At 37.1% G+C, this 17,813-nt stretch carries 17 protein-coding genes and 1 riboswitch; of the genes, 15 read left to right on the forward strand and 2 right to left on the reverse strand.

Translation table 11 applies throughout. From position 1 onward, the window contains the following. Positions 1 to 227: 227 nt before the first annotated feature. The 9 genes from ACR9EA_RS02205 (at position 228) to ACR9EA_RS02245 (ending at position 10,608) form a co-directional block, all read left to right on the forward strand. Entirely contained in the window at positions 228 to 1,277 is a 1,050-nt protein-coding gene (locus ACR9EA_RS02205; RefSeq protein ID WP_435136894.1) for an NAD(P)/FAD-dependent oxidoreductase, read from the forward strand. A gap of 86 nt (positions 1,278 to 1,363) precedes the next feature. Then, a complete protein-coding gene (gene epsC, locus ACR9EA_RS02210; protein WP_435136897.1) occupies positions 1,364 to 2,128 on the forward strand; it encodes a serine O-acetyltransferase EpsC in 765 nt (254 codons plus the stop codon). Further along, positions 2,121 to 3,011: a cysteine synthase CysM gene (cysM, locus tag ACR9EA_RS02215; protein WP_435136900.1), complete on the forward strand. Its 891-nt coding sequence runs from the start codon at positions 2,121 to 2,123 to the stop codon at positions 3,009 to 3,011. Before epsC ends, cysM begins: the two co-directional genes overlap by 8 nt. Positions 3,012 to 3,089: 78 nt before the next feature. After that, positions 3,090 to 3,208: riboswitch (SAM riboswitch) on the forward strand. A 51-nt stretch (positions 3,209 to 3,259) separates the two neighbouring features. Continuing rightward, positions 3,260 to 4,258, forward strand: coding sequence for a homocysteine S-methyltransferase family protein (locus tag ACR9EA_RS02220; RefSeq protein ID WP_435136903.1), 999 nt, complete (start codon positions 3,260 to 3,262; stop codon positions 4,256 to 4,258). Between the two features lie 175 nt (positions 4,259 to 4,433). Further along, positions 4,434 to 7,133 carry a methionine synthase gene (metH, locus tag ACR9EA_RS02225; RefSeq protein WP_435136906.1) on the forward strand — a complete coding sequence of 900 codons (2,700 nt, stop codon included), beginning with the start codon at positions 4,434 to 4,436 and terminating at the stop codon, positions 7,131 to 7,133. Positions 7,134 to 7,135: 2 nt separating this feature from the next. After that, entirely contained in the window at positions 7,136 to 7,378 is a 243-nt protein-coding gene (locus ACR9EA_RS02230; protein ID WP_435136909.1) for a hypothetical protein, read from the forward strand. A 265-nt stretch (positions 7,379 to 7,643) separates the two neighbouring features. Next, the gene (gene metF / locus ACR9EA_RS02235) at positions 7,644 to 8,600 is read left to right on the forward strand and encodes a methylenetetrahydrofolate reductase [NAD(P)H] (protein ID WP_435136912.1); all 957 of its coding nucleotides are present in this window, start codon (positions 7,644 to 7,646) and stop codon (positions 8,598 to 8,600) included. A gap of 33 nt (positions 8,601 to 8,633) precedes the next feature. Further along, a complete protein-coding gene (locus ACR9EA_RS02240; protein WP_435136914.1) occupies positions 8,634 to 9,725 on the forward strand; it encodes an acyloxyacyl hydrolase in 1,092 nt (363 codons plus the stop codon). Between the two features lie 130 nt (positions 9,726 to 9,855). Next, positions 9,856 to 10,608: a head GIN domain-containing protein gene (locus ACR9EA_RS02245; protein WP_435136917.1), complete on the forward strand. Its 753-nt coding sequence runs from the start codon at positions 9,856 to 9,858 to the stop codon at positions 10,606 to 10,608. Here the strand turns inward: ACR9EA_RS02245 and gldA are convergent. Continuing rightward, positions 10,605 to 11,501 (reverse strand): gliding motility-associated ABC transporter ATP-binding subunit GldA, encoded by an 897-nt coding sequence (gene gldA, locus ACR9EA_RS02250; RefSeq protein ID WP_435136920.1) that lies wholly within the window; start codon positions 11,499 to 11,501, stop codon positions 10,605 to 10,607. The genes ACR9EA_RS02245 and gldA overlap by 4 nt on opposite strands. A 289-nt stretch (positions 11,502 to 11,790) precedes the next feature. Here gldA and ACR9EA_RS02255 point away from each other — a divergent pair, with 289 nt between their 5' ends. The 4 genes from ACR9EA_RS02255 to ACR9EA_RS02270 are packed head-to-tail and all read left to right on the forward strand — an operon-like array spanning position 11,791 to position 15,724. Then, complete coding sequence (locus ACR9EA_RS02255; protein WP_435139800.1) at positions 11,791 to 12,618, forward strand: prephenate dehydratase; 828 nt, start codon at positions 11,791 to 11,793, stop codon at positions 12,616 to 12,618. Next, positions 12,615 to 13,772 (forward strand): pyridoxal phosphate-dependent aminotransferase, encoded by a 1,158-nt coding sequence (locus tag ACR9EA_RS02260; protein WP_435136923.1) that lies wholly within the window; start codon positions 12,615 to 12,617, stop codon positions 13,770 to 13,772. The genes ACR9EA_RS02255 and ACR9EA_RS02260 overlap by 4 nt, the downstream gene beginning before the upstream one ends. Positions 13,773 to 13,778: 6 nt before the next feature. Beyond that, entirely contained in the window at positions 13,779 to 14,630 is an 852-nt protein-coding gene (locus ACR9EA_RS02265; protein ID WP_435136926.1) for a prephenate dehydrogenase, read from the forward strand. Between the two features lie 11 nt (positions 14,631 to 14,641). Beyond that, positions 14,642 to 15,724, forward strand: coding sequence for a chorismate mutase (locus tag ACR9EA_RS02270; RefSeq protein WP_435136929.1), 1,083 nt, complete (start codon positions 14,642 to 14,644; stop codon positions 15,722 to 15,724). 102 nt (positions 15,725 to 15,826) lie between these two features. Here the strand turns inward: ACR9EA_RS02270 and ACR9EA_RS02275 are convergent, their stop codons facing one another. Continuing rightward, complete coding sequence (locus tag ACR9EA_RS02275; protein WP_435136932.1) at positions 15,827 to 16,276, reverse strand: hypothetical protein; 450 nt, start codon at positions 16,274 to 16,276, stop codon at positions 15,827 to 15,829. Between the two features lie 87 nt (positions 16,277 to 16,363). On the opposite strand from ACR9EA_RS02275, the gene rsgA reads away from it, so the two are divergent. Together rsgA and dtd are read left to right on the forward strand one after the other, a co-directional pair. Continuing rightward, a complete protein-coding gene (rsgA, locus tag ACR9EA_RS02280) occupies positions 16,364 to 17,326 on the forward strand; it encodes a ribosome small subunit-dependent GTPase A (RefSeq protein ID WP_435136935.1) in 963 nt (320 codons plus the stop codon). Further along, positions 17,326 to 17,778 carry a D-aminoacyl-tRNA deacylase gene (gene dtd / locus ACR9EA_RS02285; protein WP_435136938.1) on the forward strand — a complete coding sequence of 151 codons (453 nt, stop codon included), beginning with the start codon at positions 17,326 to 17,328 and terminating at the stop codon, positions 17,776 to 17,778. Before rsgA ends, dtd begins: the two co-directional genes overlap by 1 nt. Positions 17,779 to 17,813 lie beyond the last annotated feature (35 nt).

Raw genomic sequence — 17,813 nt, forward strand, 5'->3', positions numbered from 1 at the left:
TGTTGACTTACATTTATACGTTTCACCTTCTTCAGAAACGATTTTTGTTAGGAAACGCAATGGGGATAGCACGGCAATAATGCCTAAACAATTAACCAAGTTTATGGTAGCTCGTGCAAAGGCTTTGGTCTTGTGGTTGGTTTTTAAACGCAAGTAAGCAAAACAGGGTAGTAACCCAACAAAAAATAAACTATTAATGCCGCTTTTATAGCAAAATCGAATTAAAAATGATAAAGACAGATATACTAATAATTGGAGCAGGACCAACAGGATTATTCACCGTTTTTGAAGCAGGATTATTAAAACTAAAATGTCATTTAATTGATGCTTTACCACAACCTGGAGGACAATGTTCAGAATTGTATCCTAAAAAACCAATTTACGATATTCCAGGATTTCCAGAAGTGTTGGCTGGCGATTTAACCAAGAATTTGTTGGAACAAGGTAAGCAATTCGAACCTGGTTTTACTTTAGGCGAACGTGCAGAAACTATCGATAAGCAAGAAGATGGTTCGTTTATAGTAACGACCAATAAAGGGACGAAGCACCAAGCGCCAGTAGTGGCTATTGCAGGTGGTTTAGGATCTTTCGAGCCTAGAAAACCATTAATTGACGGCATTGAAAATTACGAAGATCACGGTGTAGACTATTTTGTGAAAGATCCAGAAAAATACAGAGGGAAGCGCGTAGTGATTTCTGGAGGTGGTGATTCTGCTTTAGATTGGAGTATTTTCTTGGCCGATGTTGCTTCAGAAGTAACCTTAATTCACAGACGAAATGAATTCCGTGGTGCTTTAGATTCTGTTGAAAAAGTTCAAGAATTAAAATTATTAGGTAAAATCAATTTAATTACGCCAGCAGAGGTTACGGCTGTACACGGTAACGGTAAAATCGAGGCCATAACAGTTACCAAAGATGGTGAAGATACTCAAATTGAAACCGATCATTTTATTCCGTTATTTGGGCTGTCGCCTAAATTGGGGCCTATTGGAAACTGGGGATTGGAAATCGAAAAAAATGCAATAAAAGTAGACACTGTAGATTATCAAACCAACATTCCAGGAATATTCGCCATCGGAGATGTAAATACCTACGAGGGGAAATTAAAACTGATACTTTGTGGATTCCACGAAGCAACTTTAATGTGTCAGTCAGCTTATAAAATTATCAATCCGGGTAAAAAATACGTGCTTAAGTATACTACGGTAAGTGGTATCGATGGTTTTGATGGTTCGCGTAAAGAAGCGCCAAAAGCGGTTGTGCAGGCTATTGTATAAATTTGGTTTTTTATTACATTGTTAGTTAAATACTGTGTAAATTCGTAGAGGTTAATGCGACTGTTATAAAACCAAAAGTTGAAATTATGGCCGAAAATTCAAAACTACAAGATAAGTTAGTTTCAAAAATATACAATGTTCGTATAAAGGATACCATAGAGCGATTTACTAAAAATTTGTATTACGTGTTGTTTGATGACGAGCCAGCCTCCGAATTACAACATTTAGAAACCTTATTTTTAGATATGGCTACCAAATTAGAAATTGCAAATGCGTTTCAAATCTGGGAAACATTTAAATTTCAATTACCAAGTATCAGACGTCGATTAGATTTGGATGCAATAGCTATAGAGCAACATGATCCTGCGGCCAAAAGTTTAGAAGAAGTGTACTTGGCTTATCCTGGATTTTACGCCATTGCCATTTACCGTTTAAGTCATGAGTTATTTCAGTTAAACGTTCCAATTATCCCACGTATGATGAGCGAATATGCGCACGGTATTACAGGAACCGACATCCATCCAGGTGCAGAAATAGGAGATTCCTTTTTTATAGATCATGCTACTGGTATTGTAATTGGCGAAACATCGGTGATTAAAAACAATGTGAAAATTTATCAAGGAGTAACGCTTGGTGGGGTACAGGTGAAAAAAAGTTTGTCTTTTACTAAACGGCATCCAACAATCGAAAATAATGTTATTATCTATGCGAATGCCACTATTTTAGGAGGCGATGTGGTAATTGGTGCCAATTCTATTATTGGAGCCAATGTTTGTGTAACTATATCTGTTCCTGAAAATTCTATTTTAACATATCAAAAGGAATTTAAAATTAGATCTCGTAATGATTAAATCCCAATCAATTTTAGATCAAATAGGCAACACGCCCTTAGTAGAGGTTAAGCATTTGCACAACAATCCGAAGGTGCGATTGTTCTTAAAATTAGAAGGTAACAATCCTGGAGGAAGTGTAAAAGATCGCCCGGCTTTTAATATGATTAATGAAGCGCTTAAACGTGGCGATATTAAAAAAGGAGACACTTTAGTTGAAGCAACTAGCGGTAATACAGGAATTGCTTTGGCGCTTATAGCACAATTATTAGAGCTGAAAATGGTACTCATTATGCCAGAGAATTCAACCGAAGAGCGTATAAAAACCATGCGGGCTTTTGGTGCCGAACTTATTTTAACGCCAGCAGAAGTAGGTATAGAAGGTGCTCGCGATTTGGCAATAAAACTTCATGAGGAAAAAGGGTATTTCATTCTCAATCAGTTTTCCAATCCAGACAATTGGAAAGCCCATTATAAAACCACAGGGCCCGAAATTTGGGAGGCGACCAATGGCGAAATCACGCATTTTGTATCGGCTATGGGGACTACAGGAACCATTATGGGGGTATCTACCTTTTTAAAAGAAAAAAATAAAAATATCACTATTGTTGGTGCACAACCAACAGACGACGCCAAAATTCCAGGAATTCGTAAATGGCCCGAAGCTTATTTACCAGAGATTTTCGATAAATCGAAAGTCGATCAAGTTGTCGAGGTCAGTGAAGTCGATGCCAAACTTACTACTCAACGTTTAGCAAAACAAGAAGGTGTTTTTGGCGGAATGAGTAGTGGCGGTGCCGTAGCGAGTGCCTTAAAAATTATAGAAACTTTAGAAGAAGGTGTTGTTGTTGCAATAATTTGCGATCGTGGCGATAGGTATTTGTCATCTACTTTGTTCGAGTAAAATAATAATTGATGGTAAAATGAGGTAATTATAAAATTATTACTTTAATTTGCATCTTAGTTCATAATCATATTGATTTCGTTATCACGAAAGGCAGAGGGAATAGACCCGGTGAAGCCTTAGCAACCCTTTACCACATTTAAAGAAGGTGCTACATTCTACTCTATGAAAACCATATTCAAAGGGGCAGATAACCCAAGAAATATTTCCTTTCTTTCCTGATGACATATTGATAATAAACATCAAACATGTCTAACATACAACAAGCTTTGCAGGAACGCATTTTAGTACTCGATGGTGCTATGGGTACCATGTTGCAGCGTTATAAATTCACCGAAGCAGATTTTCGAGGTGAACGATTTAAAGATTTTCCAATCCCATTACAAGGCAATAACGACTTATTGTCCATAACCCAGCCCCAAGCTATAAAAGAGGTGCACGCCAAATATTTTGAAGCTGGTGCCGATATCGTGGAAACCAATACCTTTTCGGGAACAACCATTGCTATGGCCGATTACCAAATGGAAGATTTGGTGTATGAACTGAATTACGAATCGGCTAAAATAGCCAAGGAAGTTGCCGACGAATTCACAGCAAAGGAACCACACAAACCGCGTTTTGTTGCAGGGTCTATAGGACCAACAAACCGTACGGCAAGCATGTCTCCCGATGTAAACGATCCGGGGTATCGAGCCGTAACGTTTGATGAATTACGTATCGCATACAAACAACAAGTAGAAGCCTTATTAGATGGTGGTGCCGATTTATTGTTGGTAGAAACGGTATTCGATACTTTAAATGCCAAAGCGGCTTTATTTGCGATCGAAGAAGTAAAGGATGAACGGAATATTGATGTGCCAATCATGTTAAGCGGTACGATTACCGACGCTTCAGGTAGAACACTTTCAGGGCAAACAGCCGAAGCTTTTTTAATTTCGGTATCGCATATTCCGTTATTGTCGATTGGCTTTAACTGTGCTTTAGGGGCAAATTTATTGCAGCCTCATTTAGAAGCAATTGCCAATAAAACAGATTTCGCTATTTCGGCACATCCTAATGCTGGATTGCCAAATGCTTTTGGAGAATACGATGAAACTCCAGAGGAAATGGGTGAGCAAATTGAGGAATATCTCAAGAAAAATTTAATCAATATCATTGGAGGCTGCTGCGGAACCACACCAGAGCATATTAAAGTGATTGCGGATATAGCAGCGAAGTACGAGCCAAGGCGAGCAGTTAGTTGTTAGTCGTAGGTAAAGACCCTTTAGGTTTTTAAAACCTGAAGGGTCTGAGAAGACGTAAGAATACAATCAATGATCTGAATTTTATAGAGAAAGAAAAATTAAATACGATATTATCTCAAATAGAAACTTGTAAAAAGTTACTCAACGGATTTATTAACTATTACAAGAAACATTAGTTATGAGTGAGACAAACAACAAACAACGAGCAACTATCAACCAAACTAGATACATGAAACTGTCTGGTTTAGAGCCATTGGTTTTAAACGAGAACAGTAACTTTATAAACGTTGGTGAGCGCACAAACGTAGCGGGTTCACGAAAATTTCTTCGATTAATTAAAGAAGAAAAATTTGATGAAGCGCTCGATATTGCCCGTCATCAAGTAGATGGTGGTGCACAGATTGTAGACATTAATATGGACGACGGATTGATTGATGGCAAAGAATCGATGGTGCGTTTTCTGAATTTAATCGCTGCCGAGCCCGATATTTCGCGTGTGCCGATGATGATCGATAGTTCCAAGTGGGAAATTATCGAAGCTGGTTTACAGGTGGTGCAAGGAAAATGTGTGGTGAACTCTATTTCTTTAAAAGAAGGTGAAGAAAAATTCATTTGGGAAGCCAAACAAATTAAACGCTACGGCGCAGCAGTTATCGTAATGGCGTTCGATGAGGTTGGTCAGGCCGATAATTATGAACGGAGAATTGAAATTGCAGAACGTTCGTATCGCGTTTTGGTTGATAAAGTAGGTTTTCCGTCCGAAGATATTATTTTCGATTTAAACATCTTTCCGGTAGCAACCGGAATGGACGAACACCGTAAAAACGCTATCGATTTTATTGAAGCCACACGTTGGGTACGTGAAAACCTGGAGAATGTAAGTGTGAGTGGTGGTGTGAGTAACGTATCGTTCTCATTTAGAGGAAACGATACCGTTCGCGAAGCCATGCACTCGGTATTTTTATATCATGCCATTCAGGCGGGAATGAATATGGGCATCGTAAACCCGACCATGTTGGAGGTTTACGACGATATTCCAAAGGATTTATTAGAACATGTTGAAGACGTTATTTTAGACCGTCGGGATGATGCTACCGAACGCTTACTCGATTTTGCCGAAACTGTAAAAGGCACAAAAGCCGAAAAAACAGTCGATTTATCGTGGCGTGAAAACCCGGTGCAAGATCGTATTACCCATGCTTTGGTAAAAGGCATTGATGCTTTTATTATTGAAGATGTTGAAGCTGCCAGATTAGAATCTGAAAAGCCAATTGATGTGATTGAGGGGCATTTAATGATTGGTATGAATGTGGTTGGAGATTTATTCGGTGCTGGAAAAATGTTCTTGCCTCAGGTGGTGAAATCGGCGCGTGTGATGAAGAAAGCCGTGGCCTATTTAAATCCGTTTATCGAAGCTGAAAAATCAGATGAATCAGAGCCTGTTGGTAAGGTGTTAATGGCAACCGTAAAGGGTGATGTTCACGATATTGGTAAAAATATTGTAAGTGTGGTACTGGCTTGTAACAACTACGAAATCGTCGATTTGGGCGTGATGGTGCCGCCAGAAAAAATTATAGAAACCGCCATAAAAGAGCGTGTGGATGCAATTGGACTTTCCGGATTGATTACGCCATCGCTTGACGAAATGGTGTATTTGGCTAAGGAAATGCAGCGCGAAAATTTTAATGTGCCCTTATTGATTGGTGGCGCGACCACATCGAAAGCGCATACGGCTGTGAAAATCGATCCGCAGTATAAAAATGCTGTGGTACATGTTAACGATGCTTCGCGTGCGGTGACTGTTGTGGGCGATTTGTTGAATAAGAAAACATCGAACGCATACGTAGCTAAACTTAAAAAAGATTACGACGAATTTCGTGAGAAGTTTTTAAAACGCGGCAAGCAAAAATCGTATATTTCGATTGATGAAGCACGTAAACGTAAATATAAAATCGATTGGGAAACAGCAGACATTGTAAAGCCTAAAGAATTAGGTGTTCAGATGTTAAAGCAATTAAGTTTAAAAGAATTGGTGCCTTATATCGATTGGAGTCCGTTTTTTAGAAGCTGGGATTTACACGGGAAATTTCCGGATATTTTAACCGATGAAGTTGTTGGCGAGCAGGCATCTATTATGTATAAGGAAGCGCAGGAGATGATTGAAGAAATTATCGCCAAACAGCTGTTGAAGCCGAAAGCTGTTTTTGGATTGTTTGAAGCCAACACGATTAACGACGACGATATTTCGGTGAAGAAGAAAGGAAAAGAAGTAGCGGTATTTAGAACCTTACGTCAGCAGTTAAGTAAGCGCGAAGGTGTTCCGAATCATGCGTTGGCCGATTTTATTGCACCAGTGGACAGCGGTAAAACCGATTATATCGGGGCGTTTTGCGTTGGGATTTTCGGCGCTCAGGAATTGGCCGATAGTTATCGTGCCAAAGGCGACGATTATAATGGTATTATGGCGCAGGCCATAGCCGACCGATTTGCCGAAGCCTTTGCTGAGTATTTACATAAGCAAGTACGAACCAAACATTGGGGCTACGCAGCAAACGAAGATTTAACTAACGACGATTTAATTAAGGAAAGTTACAAAGGGATTCGTCCGGCGCCAGGTTATCCAGCGTGTCCAGATCATCTTGAAAAAGAAACGATATGGGAGCTTTTAGATGTCGAAAAAATAATAGGTGTAAAGCTTACCGAAAGTTTAGCCATGTGGCCAGCAGCTGCGGTTTCGGGGTATTATTTTGGAAATCCAGAATCGAAATATTTTGGTTTAGGAAAAATCACCGACGACCAAGTAACAGATTACGCTAACAGAAAAGGCATCGATAAAGCCAAGGCTTTAAAGTGGCTACATCCTAATATCGCAGATTAAATATGAGTTTTATAACATTAAATCTTGGTAGCCATGTTATTTCGCATGGATACGATTCTGAAAATAAAGAGGTTTTGGAATCTGTAGAAGTAGCAGGTTTTTCGGAAAAAGTGATTGCACTATCCCGAATAAAATCGCTTAGCGAAACGTATATTTTAACCGATTATTTAGATGGAAGGTGGATATACTGGGAATACGAGCAGAATTACGACTACGTGAAGAGTTTGCTTGTAAACTTGCGTTAGCGATTGCCGTGGCATCCTTTTTTGAGGCACGAAAAAAAGATATAACAGAAAGCGCGACCCTTGGGTAACGCCAAAATAATAGAAGGAAAAATTAACAATTTGTTTTAATTCCTCTAATAATAAAATTTTAAAGAAATAAGAAGTTTGCATAAAAAGTAAAATGAAACGATTAAGTACAGAAATTAAATTTTTTTTACAGCTTTTTATGCTAGCAGCATCTGCTTTAATGGCGGCTTATTTCTTGTAACATACCATTACAGAACTAATGAAAGTAACAGACCATATAAAAAATGCAAACGGAAAAACAATGTTTTCGTTTGAGGTAATTCCGCCGCAGAAGGGGAAAAATATTCAGGATTTGTATAATAATATCGATCCGTTAATGGAGTTTAATCCACCGTTTATAGATGTCACCACCTCTAGAGAAGAGTACGTGTATGTCGATAAAGGTAATGGCCTTCTGGATAAGCGAATTACACGTATGCGACCTGGTACTGTAGGCATTTGTGCCTCTATTATGCATAAGTACAAAGTAGATGCGATTCCGCATTTATTATGTGGTGGTTTTACTAAAGAAGAAACCGAATACGTGTTAGTCGATTGTCATTATTTAGGCATTGATAATGTGGTTGCCTTACGCGGCGATGCTAGAAAAGACGAGCCGTATTTTACACCAACCGAAGGCGGTAACAAGTATGCTAGCGAACTAGTAGAACAAATTTCGAATTTAAACAACGGTAAATATTTGCACGACGATATTCAGGTAGAGCACAATTACGATTTTTGTGTGGGTGTTGCGGGTTACCCAGAAAAGCACATGGAAGCCCCTTCCTTAAATACGGATTTAAAACGCTTAAAAGCTAAGGTGGATGCGGGTGCCGATTATGTAGTGACGCAGATGTTTTTCGATAATCAAAAATATTTCGATTTTGTAGAAAAGGCCAGAGCTATTGGAATTACAGTGCCAATAATTCCAGGTATTAAACCCATAGCTGTTAAACGTCATTTACAGATTTTACCTCAGGTTTTTAAAATTGATTTACCAGAAGATTTAATTGATGCTGTAGAGGGGTGTAAAGATAGTAAATCGGTAAGGCAAGTAGGCATAGAGTTTGCTATTCAGCAGTCTAAGGAATTGCGAGATGCAGGTGTGCCGTTTTTACATTATTATTCTATGGGAAAAAGCGACAATATTAAAGCCATAGCATCGGCGCTATTCTAATAATTCTCTTATTTTTGCTTCATAAATTGGTTTATGAAGCAAAAATTTATTCTTCTATTTTGTATTGCCTTAAGTTCGGTTTTAAGGTCTCAAGAAAATACAAGTGCTTCCTTTTTCGATGTTAATTATTTTGGAGGAAATATTGCGCTTCATAACAAAAATATTCTGCATTTAATTCAGGGCCATCCAGAAGGTGTTATTATTGGTTGGAACAAGAAAACGTTTGGGGAGCAAGATTGGCAACAAGGGTATAATTACCCCGATTATGGGGTTTCATTCTCTTATCAAGATTTAAAAAATGAAACCTTAGGGAATAACTTTGCGCTGTATGCCCATTACAATTTTTACTTTTTTAAGCGACGTTTATTATTTCGCGTAGGGCAGGGGCTGGCTTACAATACAAATCCTTACGATAAGTATACAAATTACAAAAACACTGCCTTTGGAACGACCTTGCTTAGTAGCACTTATTTTATGTTGAACTATAAGCGAGAGCGTATTTTTGGTAGATTCGGGTTGCAGGCAGGAGCTTCGGTTATTCATTATTCCAATGCCAATGTTAAGGCGCCGAATGCGAGCATTAACTCGTTGTTGCTAAACGTGGGACTAACTTATAATTTAGATGAAGCCGATCCCGAGTATATTTATAAAGACCAAGAAAAAGTAACAGAACCCATAAAGTTTAATTTTGCGTTTAGAAGTGGTTTAAACGAAAGCGATCTTATTGGAATGGGGCAATTTCCGTTTTATGTAGTTTCTGCTTATGCCGATAAACGCTTGTCTAGAAAAAGTGCTGTGCAATTTGGAACGGATATCTTTTTTTCGAATTTTTTAAAGGAATTAATTGCTTTTAAAGCTGTGGCATTTCCTGAAGAAAGGGTTGATCCCGACACCGATTATAAGCGCGTAGGTCTTTTTGCTGGCCACGAATTGTTTATTAATAAAATGTCTGTAGAAACTCAGTTTGGGTATTACGTATATTATCCGTTCGATTTTGAAGGACGTACCTATTTACGAATCGGTCTTAAACGCTATTTTGGCGAGAAATGGTTTGGAGCCATAACTTTAAAGTCGCATGGCGCGAAAGCAGAGTGTGTAGAGTTTGGAGTGGGAATACGTATATAAAATAAATGGTAAGCTTGCCACGAATACACGAATTGTTTTTTAGTCGAAAAAATGCCTTGTATGCAAAGAAAATTGTTTCTGAAATTCGTTTGATATTGATACTATTTCAGATCAACTAAAGATTAAAAGAATGAAAAAGATCTTATTACTATGCCTTATTTGTGTTGCTTTTGCTTGTAATAGCGAGGATGCGAACGATTGTTTTCAGACAGCGGGAAAAACATTGTCTAAAACGATAACTGTAGAAAAGACTTTTGATAAAATTCTGGTAAATCAAAACATTCAACTTACCATAAAACAAGATAGCATAGTTTCGGTGGTTGTTGAGGCAGGGGAGAATTTAATGAATGACGTTTCGGTTAATGTTGAGAACGGAGAACTGGTTTTAACCGATAATAATATTTGTAATTTGGTGCGCGATTACAAGCCTACTAAAATAATAGTTACAACTCCAAACATTTATCAGATTAGACATTCGTCGCAGTTCGACGTGGTTTCGGAGGGGACTTTAAGGCTAGGGAAGTTAATTTTGATTTCGGAAGATTTCAATGCTGATGAGAGTTTTAATGTAGGTGATTTTCGACTTAATGTATCGGTAACCGATTTACAAATTGTGTCTAATAATATTGCAGTATTCTATTTGTCGGGTGTTGTCCAAAATTTAAATATCGGATTTTATGCCGGTGCAGGTAGATTTGAAGGCGAGCAATTACATGCCCAGCATATTGATATTTACCATAGAGGTACAAACGATATGATTGTAAATCCATTACTGTCGCTAACCGGCGAAATATTAGGCACAGGTAATGTGTTGTCTGTAAATAGACCAGAAACGGTTAACCTGAAAGCGCTTTATAAAGGAGAGCTAATTTTTATAAATTAGTCTTGTGTTAAATTTCTAAACAATTCTTCTAAACTTTCATTTTTTTGATTGAGTTGTAGAATTTTTAAGGCGTTGTCGTGAGCGAAATCAAAAACAGCTGGTCGCATGTCTTTTTCGGTATTAAAAGTGATTTCGTAAACAAAATCGTAAGTGTTTTTAACCGACTTAACATGTGGTAAGCGTAAAAGAAAAGCATCTTCAACCCTATAATCAAATTCAACAACTACAATCTGGTCTTTACCTTCGTGTAAGTCTTTTAGTTTTTTGTCGGTAACAATTTCACCTTTATTTATTATAATAACACGATCGCACATCGCTTCGACCTCTTGCATGATGTGTGTAGATAAAAACACGGTTTTGGTTTTGCCTATGGTTTTAATCAGTTCTCTAATAGAAACTAATTGATTAGGGTCTAAACCTGTTGTTGGTTCATCTAAAATTAAAACATCTGGATCGTGAAGTAGTGCATTGGCCAAACCAACACGTTGGCGATACCCTTTAGATAACTGACCAATTTTTTTATGGGCTTCGGGACTTAATCCTGTTAAGTCTATAACCTCTTGAATGCGAGACTTGCTTACTTTGTAAATATTGGCGTTAAAAGCTAAATATTCTTTTACAAACATGTCTAAATACAGCGGGTTATGTTCAGGTAAATAACCAACACTTTTTTGGACCTGCTGTTTGTTGGTATTAACATCGTATCCATTAACTTCGGCATGGCCGTTTGTTGCACTTAAATACGTGGTTAAGATCTTCATCATAGTCGATTTTCCAGCGCCGTTAGGCCCTAAAAAACCAACGATTTCAGGCTTTCCTATTGAGAAAGAAACGTGTTGTAACGCGTGTTGAGAACCATAAGTTTTGGTTAGCGATTCTACCTTTATAGACATTTTAAAAAAATTTGGTCAAAAATAAACAATATCCAATTGAAAAGCTTAAATACGTTAAAATCTTTAAAACTTTATGAAAGTTTGAAAAAAAATAAAATATTCATTTTGAAATGTGAAATTATTAATTACTTTTATGCCAACAAAATGCAAGATATGCAAAACACAAATTTCACATATTTTAACTGGTTTTATTTCTTTTTTAGCTAAAAGAGCGAGACCTTATATGTGTAATTTATAACATAAATTTTAATATGAAGTCTCGATGAAAATCGGGACTTTTTTTGTTTATATGATTAAAAGAGTTTCCATTCAGGGCGTTAAAGGTTCGTTTCATCATATTGTTGCCAAACATTATTTTGATGAGCACGTAGAGATAGACGAATGTTTGTCGTTCGACAAGTTGGTAGATCATCTAATAACAGGGCAGAGCGACGTGGCTATCATGGCCATCGAGAATTCTATTGCAGGCTCTATTATTCCTAATTATGCTTTGATAGATAAAAATAACCTGCATATAATAGGTGAGCATTATCTAGATATTCAACATAATTTAATGGCTTTGCCAGGACAAACTATAGCAGATATTACCGAGGTGCACTCACACCCAATGGCTTTATTACAGTGTAAAGAGTTTTTAAAAAAATATCCAACTATAAAACTTATTGAAGATAAAGATACTGCCGAAACTGCAGAGCGTATTAACAAAAACAATTTAAAAGGAATAGCCGCAATTGCAAGTAAAACAGCTGCCGACATTTTTAATTTGGAAATTTTAGCAGAAGGCATACAAACTATTAAAGAAAACGAAACACGATTTGTAATAGTAAAAACTCAAAACTCGGTATTAGACGAAAGTGAAATTAACAAAGCGTCGTTGCGTTTTGAGTTAGAACATAAACGTGGTAGTCTGGCCAGTGTTTTAAATGTATTGAGCGATTGCAGAATGAGTTTAACAAAAATACAGTCGTTACCCAAAATCGAAACACCTTGGAAATACGCCTTTTTTGTAGATGTAACCTTTTTGAAATATAAAAATTTTGAAAAAGCAAAGTCTATTTTAAAAATAATGGCACAAGAATTTAAAGTTTTGGGCGAATATAAAAACGCAAAATTATGATAACTGTAGCAAACCGGTTACAAACTGTAGAAGAATACTACTTTTCTAAAAAGTTAAGAGAAGTAAATGCTTTAAAAGCAAGCGGGAAACCTATTATAAATTTAGGAATAGGTAGCCCAGATTTGCAGCCACCACAACGTGTGGTCGATGCAATAACCAATAGTTTTTTAAACCCTACAGCGCATCAGTATCAGAGTTATCAAGGTTTGCCAGAATTGCGCGAAGCCATGGCTGGTTTTTATAAATCGCAGTTTGGTGTGGATGCAGATCCGGCATCCGAAATACTGCCTTTAATGGGGAGTAAAGAAGGTATTTTACATATTTCTATGGCGTTTCTAAATCCGGGAGACGAGGTGTTGATTCCTAATCCAGGATATCCAACCTATGCATCGGTAACCAAATTGGTTGAAGCTAAGGCTGTAACTTATAATCTAGATGAAAATAATGCTTGGTTGCCAGATTTAGAAGCCTTACAGCAAACCGATTTAAGTAAAGTGAAACTAATGTGGGTAAATTATCCGCACATGCCAACCGGAGCAAATGCTTCAAAAAAACTGTATGAAGATTTAGTGGCTTTCGCAAAACGTAATAATATTTTAGTTGTAAACGACAACCCTTATAGTTTTGTTTTAAACGAGCATCCGCAAAGTATTTTAAGTGTTACCGGCGCAAAAGAGGTTTGTGTAGAACTAAATTCGCTAAGTAAAACCTTTAATATGGCGGGTTGGCGTGTAGGTATGGTTTTAGGAAGCGCCAAGCATATAAATGCGATTTTAAAGGTGAAAAGCAATATGGATTCCGGTATGTTTTATGGCATTCAAATGGGGGCTGTTGAAGCTTTAAAAAGTACAAAAATGTGGTTTACTAGCCTAAATAATGTGTACCAAAAACGTCGTGAACTGGTTTGGGAATTGGCCGATGCCCTAGGATGTACTTACGATAAAAATGCATCAGGTTTATTTGTGTGGTCTAAATTGCCAGAAGGCGTTAATGCCGAAACATTTATAGACGAGATTTTATATAATAATTCCATTTTTATTACGCCAGGGATAATTTTTGGGAGCCAAGGTGCTGGATACATTCGGTTTTCGCTTTGTGCTTCCGAACAAAATCTAGAAGAGGCTATAAAACGTATTACATTTAATGCAAAATAAAAATCTATGAAAAATGTAGTAGTTATTGGCATTGGTTTAATAGGTGGGAGTATGGTTAAAGACCTGAAAAAACTACGTCCAGAGATTAAAATTATAGGAGTAGATGCTAATGAAGCGCATATAACTGCCGCGTTAAATTCTGGTTTGATTGATGAAACAGGTGACCTAGCAGTCGTAGCCGATGCCGATGTTGTTATTCTTTCAATTCCTGTAGATGCTTCAGTGAAGTTGCTTCCAGAAATATTAGATCTTATAGCAGACGACACGTTGGTAATAGATGTAGGTTCTACCAAACAAGATATTTGTAAGGCTGTTGAACATCATCCCAATCGGAGAAATTATTTGGCGGCTCATCCTATTGCAGGAACCGAGTTTTCTGGTCCGCAAGCTGCCATTAACGACTTGTTTAAACAGAAAACAAATATTATTTGCGATGTAGAAAAAACGGCATTTAAGCTTCAGGAGCGCGCATTAAGTCTGTTTTCAGATTTAGGCATGCGCATTCGATATATGAATCCGGAGTCGCACGATAAACACATTGCGTATGTGTCGCATTTGTCGCATATCAGTTCGTTTATGTTGGGGAAAACCGTAATCGAAAAAGAACGTAACGAGCGTGATATTTTTGATATGGCAGGTAGTGGATTTGCATCAACAGTGCGCTTGGCAAAAAGTTCGCCAGAAATGTGGACCCCTATTTTTAAACAAAATAAAACCAATGTTGTAGAGACATTAAATGAATATATTAACAACCTTAATCAATTTAAAAATTTATTAGAATCAGATGACTTTGAAGCTATTTTTGATGAGATGAAAAATACAAATCGCATAAAAGATATTTTAAAAGGAATTGCTTAAACAGTAACATTATGGAAAACACGAAAGAGATGAGAACTTGGCTAGACAATTTGCAATTAGACCACCCTTTGGTAATTGCAGGGCCTTGTAGCGCAGAGACCGAAGAGCAAGTATTAAAAATTGCACATCAGTTAAAAGATACCGATGTAAGTTATTTTAGAGCTGGTATCTGGAAACCAAGAACACGACCAGGAATGTTTGAAGGTGTTGGTGCTTTAGGATTAAAATGGTTGCAGAAAGTGAAAGCCGAAACAGGAATGAAAGTGTGTACAGAAGTAGCCAACGCAACTCATGTAAAATTGGCTTTAGAGCACGATATAGATATGTTGTGGATTGGTGCACGATCTACTGTAAGTCCTTTTATTATGCAAGAAATCGCCGATGCATTAGAAGGAACAGATAAGCCTGTATTAATTAAAAACCCAGTAAATCCAGATTTAGCCCTATGGTTAGGTGGTATAGAGCGTATTTACAGTGCAGGTGTTAAAAATATAGGAGCCATTCATCGTGGATTCTCGACTTACGAGAAAACAAAGTACCGCAACAATCCAGAGTGGCAGTTGGCTATCGAATTCCAAAATAAATTTCCAGATATTCCATTAATTAACGACCCGTCGCACATTACGGGAAAACGTGATATGATTTTTGATGTATCGCAAATGGCCTTAGATTTAAATTTTGATGGATTGATGATTGAAACGCATTTCGACCCTGAAAATGCTTGGAGCGATGCTGCACAACAAGTAACACCAGATAGTCTTGTGCAAATTATGAAAGATCTTAAAATTAGAAAAGAAACCCACTCTGAAGAAGAATACAATAAATCGTTAGAGTTTTTAAGAGCGCAAATAGATGTGGTAGATAACCAAATTATCGAGTTGTTAGGTAAGCGTATGAAAGCTGCAGATGGTATTGGGGAACTTAAAAAACAAAAAAACGTACAAGTGTTACAGAGTAAACGCTGGAACGAAATTTTAGGAAAAATGGTTTTAGAAGGCGAAGCTCATGGCTTAAGCGAAGAGTTTGTTTTAAAGATGTTTAAAGCCATCCATCAAGAATCTATAAACCATCAAGAAAAAATTATTAAAGGATAATTTTAGTTGATTTTAAAGTTACAAAAGCCTGACTAAAGTGTTTTATATTCGTATAAGACTACTTTTTAGTCAGGCTTTTGTTATTATTTGTATTGCTTTAGTTTAAGGAGTGGCGCGTTTAAAAATGTATCTTGTAATAAAAATGCCTTGGCCATCTTCTGTTCCGGAGTCGCTTTCAACAGCGCTGGTAACAAAGGCAAGTTCCCAACCTTCTGCCGTCATGCTGTTAATTTTAGAGCTAACTAAAACATCGTTGGCCGCTATGTTTTGAAAACGTATGCCGCCTATATTGTAGAAGTTTAGTAGTTTGGTTTCTTCAAAATCTTTAACGCGTAATTCACTTCTGTCGGATTTGTTTCTAGAATTATCGTCTTCGGTTTGTTCGGTTGTAAAATCTTTGTAGTTTCTATTTTCTTGCGATGATATTAAACGCGATCGGCCTAATCCATTAGGAACAATAGATTCGATAGACGTTATTATTTTGTATTCTACTTGAGCCAGCATAGTACAAGTAAAAAGACTTAAAGTTAAGGTTGTTAGCAGGGTTTTCATAAAAACAGGTTTAATTATTAAATCTAATATACATAAATAGTTAATTTGAAAAGTCGTTTCTTTGTACTTCGGATTTAAAAATTTTGAATGACAGGAACAGTATATAAATCTACAGGAAGCTGGTACACCGTAAAAACGCAATTAGGTGCTATTTACGACTGCCGAATAAAAGGGAAGTTTAGAATTAAAGGTATTAAAAGTACAAACCCAATTGCTGTAGGCGATATAGTAGATTTCGAGTTGGAAACCTCAAATAATGTTACCACAGGGGTTATTCATCACATTCACGACCGCAAAAATTATATTGTTAGAAAATCTGTAAACCTCTCTAAGCAAACTCACGTTATTGCTGCGAATGTCGATCAAGTATTTTTGTTAATTACCATAAATAATCCGCCCACATTAACCAGTTTTATAGATCGGTTTTTGGTGACAGCCGAAGCTTATTCGGTAAAAACCATTTTGTTATTTAATAAGATTGATGCTTACGATGACGATACAATTCTGGAGGTAAAGTATCTTGCGGCGGTGTATCGAAAAATAGGGTATGAGTGTATTGGTATTTCTGCCGAAACAGGTAAAAATGTAGACAAAGTAAAAGCATTAATGGCCGGAAAGGTTAGCATGTTTGCAGGGCATTCTGGTGTGGGTAAATCTACATTGGTAAATGCCATAGAGCCATCTTTAGACTTAAAAACTAAAGCTATTTCGGTTCAGCACATGCAAGGGCAGCACACGACAACCTTTGCAGAGATGTTCGATTTAGATTTCGGAGCCCAGATTATAGATACGCCTGGTATAAAAGGTTTTGGAGTTGTTGATATGGAAAAAGAGGAAGTTGGCGATTATTTTCCAGAATTTTTTGCTTTAAAACAAGATTGTAAATTTAATAACTGTTTACATATAGAAGAACCTAAATGTGCCGTGAAAGAAGCTCTAGATCGTGATGAGATCGCTTTTTCGCGATACAGAAGTTATTTGCAAATTATTGAAGGCGAAGACGAAAATTACCGTACCGATAATTGGGATAAAGAAAAAGGAGAATTTTAATGAAAGCTGTAATTCAACGTGTAACGCAGGCTAGTGTAACCATAAACGAACAAAAAGTGGCTCAAATTCAATCGGGCCTTTTAATCTTATTGGGTGTCGTAAACGATGATTCACAGGAAGACCTGAAATGGCTGTCCAATAAAATAGCAAACTTGCGTATTTTTAACGATAACGAAGGGGTTATGAATAATTCGCTTGTAGATATTGATGGTGAAGCCCTAGTTGTAAGTCAGTTTACATTACATGCTGCTACCAAAAAAGGAAACAGGCCAAGTTATATTAAAGCAGCAAAACCCGATGTGGCAGTACCGTTGTATCAAAGTTTTGTAAATCAGTTGCAAACGCATTTAAATAAGCCCGTGGAAACCGGAGAGTTCGGTGCCGATATGAAAGTAGACTTGTTAAACGACGGTCCTGTAACCATAATCATTGATACCAAAAACAAGGAATAATTACTTTTTTTATTTGTTTTTAACATAAATTAACA

Origin of the sequence: Formosa sp. A9 (assembly GCF_051200825.1) — a bacterium.
GTDB lineage: Bacteria > Bacteroidota > Bacteroidia > Flavobacteriales > Flavobacteriaceae > Formosa.

Bases quoted from the DNA above. Each gene is read 5' to 3' on its own strand.
- ACR9EA_RS02205 (WP_435136894.1), top strand. From the start codon at position 228: ATGATAAAGACAGATATACTAATAATTGGAGCAGGACCAACAGGATTA.
- epsC (WP_435136897.1), top strand. From the start codon at position 1,364: ATGGCCGAAAATTCAAAACTACAAGATAAGTTAGTTTCAAAAATATAC.
- cysM (WP_435136900.1), top strand. From the start codon at position 2,121: ATGATTAAATCCCAATCAATTTTAGATCAAATAGGCAACACGCCCTTA.
- ACR9EA_RS02220 (WP_435136903.1), top strand. From the start codon at position 3,260: ATGTCTAACATACAACAAGCTTTGCAGGAACGCATTTTAGTACTCGAT.
- metH (WP_435136906.1), top strand. From the start codon at position 4,434: ATGAGTGAGACAAACAACAAACAACGAGCAACTATCAACCAAACTAGA.
- ACR9EA_RS02230 (WP_435136909.1), top strand. From the start codon at position 7,136: ATGAGTTTTATAACATTAAATCTTGGTAGCCATGTTATTTCGCATGGA.
- metF (WP_435136912.1), top strand. From the start codon at position 7,644: ATGAAAGTAACAGACCATATAAAAAATGCAAACGGAAAAACAATGTTT.
- ACR9EA_RS02240 (WP_435136914.1), top strand. From the start codon at position 8,634: ATGAAGCAAAAATTTATTCTTCTATTTTGTATTGCCTTAAGTTCGGTT.
- ACR9EA_RS02245 (WP_435136917.1), top strand. From the start codon at position 9,856: ATGAAAAAGATCTTATTACTATGCCTTATTTGTGTTGCTTTTGCTTGT.
- gldA (WP_435136920.1), bottom strand. From the start codon at position 11,501: ATGTCTATAAAGGTAGAATCGCTAACCAAAACTTATGGTTCTCAACAC.
- ACR9EA_RS02255 (WP_435139800.1), top strand. From the start codon at position 11,791: ATGATTAAAAGAGTTTCCATTCAGGGCGTTAAAGGTTCGTTTCATCAT.
- ACR9EA_RS02260 (WP_435136923.1), top strand. From the start codon at position 12,615: ATGATAACTGTAGCAAACCGGTTACAAACTGTAGAAGAATACTACTTT.
- ACR9EA_RS02265 (WP_435136926.1), top strand. From the start codon at position 13,779: ATGAAAAATGTAGTAGTTATTGGCATTGGTTTAATAGGTGGGAGTATG.
- ACR9EA_RS02270 (WP_435136929.1), top strand. From the start codon at position 14,642: ATGGAAAACACGAAAGAGATGAGAACTTGGCTAGACAATTTGCAATTA.
- ACR9EA_RS02275 (WP_435136932.1), bottom strand. From the start codon at position 16,276: ATGAAAACCCTGCTAACAACCTTAACTTTAAGTCTTTTTACTTGTACT.
- rsgA (WP_435136935.1), top strand. From the start codon at position 16,364: ATGACAGGAACAGTATATAAATCTACAGGAAGCTGGTACACCGTAAAA.
- dtd (WP_435136938.1), top strand. From the start codon at position 17,326: ATGAAAGCTGTAATTCAACGTGTAACGCAGGCTAGTGTAACCATAAAC.